Raw genomic sequence first — 4434 nt, forward strand, 5'->3', positions numbered from 1 at the left:
TACGGGGGCGCGGTAGGACATGGAAGGCTCCTGTGTACTAGAAGGGAAGATACGGGCTAGCATAACAAATCCGCAGAAGATTGGGTATGGCGGCGACGGGCTGGCTTGATACGTAGCAAAAAAGGCTACCTGAAACTTTCAGGTAGCCTTTGCCATTCCCGCGGCATGTTTAAACGGCCAAGAGCGGCACGATAATCGGGGCGAGGAAGGAGGTGAGGATGCCGTTGAAGATCAGGCCGAGGGTGGCGTAGGCGGCGAAGTGGCCGCTGATTTCCAGGCTGGCGGCAATGCCGATGGCGTGCGAGGCTGTGCCCTGCGCGATGGAGTGCGAGATGGGGTTGCGGATGTGGCTGTGGCGCAGAATCCAAAAGCCGATAAATTGGCCGGTGAGGCCGGCCAGCAGCACGGCGGCCACGGAAACGGCGGGGATGCCGTCTAGCACGTGGGTGATTTCCAGCGCAATCGGCATGGTAACCGATTTGGCGGCGAGCGACTGGCTCACATCGTGGCTGGCGCCAAGCCAGTGGGCAAACAGCACGCCGCTCACAATGCCCACCACGCTGCCCACCAGCTGCGAGGCGGCAATCGGCAGCCATTGGCTGCGGATGCGCGGCCATTGCTGATACATGGGGATGGCCAGGCACACGATGGCCGGCTGCAGCCAAAAGCCGACCATGCGGCCGGTTTGCATGAAATCGTCGTAGCGGATGCCGAAGAGTTTCAGGTAGCCGATGACCAAAGCCGTGCTCACCATCAGCGGGTTGGCCAGCGGGCTGCCGCTGCGCAGGCGCAAAAACAGGCTGAAGCGGTAGATGGCAAGCATCATTAAAATCAGCACAATGGGGTTGGTGGCGACTTCCCTCATTTGTGTTTCCTCAGTATTTCATGCGTTTTCGCGCTGGAGAGCAGCACCAGCACGCTGCTGGCCACGGTGGCGATGGTAATCGACCAGAAATCGTGCGCTACGATGGAGAAATAATCCATCAGTGCCACGCAGGCGGGAATCATCAGCAGCATCATGTGCTGCATGAGGAATTCGGTCATCGGCTTAAACCAGGCCTCCTTCACCCAGCCGGCTTGGAGCAGGCCGAACAAAATCAGCAGGCCCACGATGCTGGCAGGCAGTTTGAGGTGGGTGAGGTGTAAAAGCACTTCGCCTGCGGCTAGGCAGGCAAAAACGATAATGAGTGCGCGTAACATGGTTACTGACCTAAGCTAATGTTGGAAAGAGCGAATTATAGCACCGGACGGGCACTCAGAAGAGATGGAGGCTACCTGAAACCTTTTCAGGTAGCCTCCATCTCTGTTTGGAAAAGGGCGGATTAGTAGCCCAAACGTTGGCAGATGGTGGAAGACAATCCGGCCTGGTTGAGGGTGTAGAAATGCAGGCCGGGAGCGCCGTGGCGCAGGAGGCGGCCGCACATTTCGGTTACCACGTCCAGCCCCAGCGCTTTGATGGAGGCGGTGTCGTCGGCGTAGGATTGCAGCTTCAGCCGCAGCCAGCGCGGAATTTCGGCGCCGCACATATCGGCAAAGCGGGCCAGTTTGGAGAAGTTGGCAATCGGCATGATGCCGGGCACGATGGGGATTTCCACGCCGCGCCCGCGCACATCGTCGAGGAAGCGGAAGTAGGCGTCGGCATTGAAGAAAAACTGGGTGATGGCGGAATCGGCGCCGGCTTTCACTTTGCGCACGAAGCTTTGGATGTCGTCTTCGGCGCTGCGCGATTGCGGGTGGTATTCGGGGTAGGCAGCCACTTCGATGTGGAACCAGTCGCCGAATCGGTGGCGGATGAGCTCCACCAGTTCGTTGGCGTGGTGCAGGCCGGTGGTGCCCAAGCCCATGCCGGAGGGGATGTCGCCGCGCAGGGCAACCACGTGGCGGATGCCCAAATCTTTGTATTCCTGCAAGAGGTCAGTGAGCTCGCCGGCATCCAAGCCCACGCAGGGGATGTGCGGAGCGGCGGCCATGCCTTCGGCAAGGATGTCGCGGATGGTTTGCATGGTGCCTTCGCGGGTGGTGCCGCCGGCGCCGGAGGTGCAGGAGAAAAACTCGGGCTGGTATTGGGAGAGCTGCTTGCGGGTGATTTTCTGTTTTTCGCGGCCTTCGGGCGTGCGGGTGGGGAAAAATTCGAAGCTGAGGGTATTGTGTAGCATGATGGTGGAAACTAAATGCAAAAGAAAGGCGATACGGTAGCGGGCGGCGGGGGTTTAGGCAAGGGCGGCGGGCTGAAAAATTAGCGCTAGTAGATGAATAGAATTCATATTGAGGAGGAGGCTAGCTGAAACCAATTATCTAAAACAGGGCAGCTTTTCAGGTAGCCTGTATTGCATTTAGGGTATGCAGAACAATTCGCTAGCGATGGATTGGCTAGCCATCCTTCTGCCGATGCAGCCAAAATGGTTCACGGCATAAGCACTGTGTTGAGTTGAGCAGCATGGAAGTAGATAAATTCAGGCTACCTGAAATTTTAGCTTCGCCGAAACCCCGCTATGCGGCGTTTAAGGGGCGTTGAAGCTTCGTTTTCAGGTAGCCTGTTTTTAGGCAATTGCTTGCCGATGATTAGTTTTTGCTTTGATCCACCAATTTGTTTTTGGCAATCCAAGGCATCATGCTGCGCAGCTGGGCGCCCACTTTTTCAATTTGGTGGTCGGCGGTCAGGCGGCGGCGGGCAGTCATGCTGGCGTAGTTGGTTGCGCCTTCCTGGATGAACATTTTGGCGTATTCGCCGCTTTGGATGCGATACAGGGCTTTTTTCATCGCCTCTTTGGTGGCAGGCGTGATGACTTCGGGGCCGGTAACGTATTCGCCGTATTCCGCGTTGTTGGAAATGGAGTAGTTCATGTTGGCGATGCCGCCTTCATACATCAAGTCCACAATCAGTTTCAGCTCGTGCAGGCATTCGAAGTAGGCCATTTCAGGCGCGTAGCCGGCTTCCACCAAGGTTTCAAAGCCGCATTTCACCAGTTCAACTGCGCCACCGCACAATACGGCTTGTTCGCCGAACAGGTCGGTTTCGGTTTCTTCGCGGAAGTTGGTTTCAATCACTCCGCCTTTGGTGCCGCCGTTGGCTGCGGCGTAGGAGAGGGCGATGTCGCGGGCTTTGCCGCTTTTGTCTTGATACACGGCAATCAGCGAGGGCACGCCGCCGCCTTTGAGGAATTCGCTGCGCACGGTGTGGCCGGGGCCTTTGGGGGCAATCATCACCACGTCCAAGTCGGCGCGCGGCACGATTTGGTTGTAGTGCACGTTGAAGCCGTGGGCAAAGGCCAATACGGCACCCTGTTTCAGGTTGGGTTCGATTTCGGTGCGGTATACGGCCGGTTGGTTTTCATCCGGCAGCAGAATCATCACCAAATCGGCGGCTTTGGTGGCATCGGCCACGCTGCGCACGTCGAAACCGGCAGCTTGGGCTTTGTTCCAGGAGCCGCCTTGGCGCAGGCCGACAATCACGTTTACGCCGGAATCTTTCAGGTTGGCGGCGTGGGCATGGCCTTGCGAGCCGTAGCCGATGATGGCCACGGTTTTGCCTTTGATCAGGGAGAGGTCGGCGTCTTTATCGTAGTAAACTTGCATGTGGATTCCTTTTTTTGGATTTGGTTAAACGGGACGGACGGCGCGGCCGGTATGCGGTGCGGCGGGCTGGCGGGCTTGTGGCCGCTGCCGGCTGGCGGGCATAGCGGAGGCGGGTAATAGGCGCTGTCGCGGATATTTAGATGCCACATACTACCCGAATTTTGACAATTTGACAGCTTTTTTAGACAAAATTTTTAAAATTGGTTGATAGGAGGGCAAAAAGCTAATATTTTTTAGACATATTGTCTTGTTTAATCCATAAAACTTCGCTTCGCTCCATTTTAGCTACGCAGAAACTCCGCTTCGCTCCGTTTTCAGGTAGCCTTATAATGCTGCCTGCGCAAATTTTTCAAAAAGAACCCACACCATGACCCATCAAGACCTCGGCCTGATTTTCCTGCCTGCCGGCGTGCTTTGTATCTGCTTTGCCGGATTTTGGCAGCTGTATGTGATGATTACCGAAAGCTACACCCTCAACCGCTTTAAAGACAAACAGCTGGTGTGGGTGGTGACGCTGCTGTTTTTCAGCTTCAGCCTGGCTGTGTATTGGCTGTGCCCGAATGCGCGCAAAAAAGGCATCGTGTTTGCCCTGTTCGCTGTGGGCGGAGTGGTGATGTATGTGCTGGCGCGGCTTTGGTTGCCGTTTGCCAAATAATTTTCAGGTAGCCTCACGCCAAACGGCAGGCTACCTGAAATCGTTTGATGCATGCATCATCTGCCCCTTTCCCGTTTAACTTTATTGCAGCTTCGTGTTAGCTGCGCCGCAACCGCGCTTCGCTGGTTTTCACTGCATTGAAGCTTACACTTTAGCTTCGCAGAAACTTAGCCTTGGCTACGCCAAGACATCGTTTTCAGGTA

At 56.1% G+C, this 4434-nt stretch carries 5 protein-coding genes; 1 reads left to right on the plus strand and 4 read right to left on the minus strand.

What is annotated here, in order from left to right; all coding sequences use genetic code 11:
- Window positions 1–169: 169 nt before the first annotated feature.
- The 4 genes from HMPREF2796_RS04605 to ilvC all read right to left on the minus strand — a co-directional run bounded on the left by HMPREF2796_RS04605 (window position 170) and on the right by ilvC (window position 3576).
- Entirely contained in the window at window positions 170–865 is a 696-nt protein-coding gene (locus HMPREF2796_RS04605; RefSeq protein ID WP_003823884.1) for an LrgB family protein, read from the minus strand.
- Complete coding sequence (locus HMPREF2796_RS04610) at window positions 862–1200, minus strand: CidA/LrgA family protein (RefSeq protein ID WP_067442780.1); 339 nt, start codon at window positions 1198–1200, stop codon at window positions 862–864. The genes HMPREF2796_RS04605 and HMPREF2796_RS04610 overlap by 4 nt, the downstream gene beginning before the upstream one ends.
- Window positions 1201–1322: 122 nt before the next feature.
- Complete coding sequence (gene metF, locus HMPREF2796_RS04615; protein ID WP_003823886.1) at window positions 1323–2156, minus strand: methylenetetrahydrofolate reductase [NAD(P)H]; 834 nt, start codon at window positions 2154–2156, stop codon at window positions 1323–1325.
- Window positions 2157–2562: 406 nt separating this feature from the next.
- Window positions 2563–3576 carry a ketol-acid reductoisomerase gene (ilvC, locus tag HMPREF2796_RS04620; protein ID WP_064105103.1) on the minus strand — a complete coding sequence of 338 codons (1014 nt, stop codon included), beginning with the start codon at window positions 3574–3576 and terminating at the stop codon, window positions 2563–2565.
- 367 nt (window positions 3577–3943) lie between these two features.
- Between ilvC and HMPREF2796_RS04625 the strand changes: the two genes are divergently transcribed.
- Window positions 3944–4231 (plus strand): hypothetical protein, encoded by a 288-nt coding sequence (locus HMPREF2796_RS04625; RefSeq protein ID WP_070543432.1) that lies wholly within the window; start codon window positions 3944–3946, stop codon window positions 4229–4231.
- The last annotated feature ends 203 nt before the right edge of the window (window positions 4232–4434 follow it).

This window comes from Eikenella sp. HMSC071B05 (genome assembly GCF_001811325.1).
Lineage (GTDB): Bacteria > Pseudomonadota > Gammaproteobacteria > Burkholderiales > Neisseriaceae > Eikenella > Eikenella corrodens.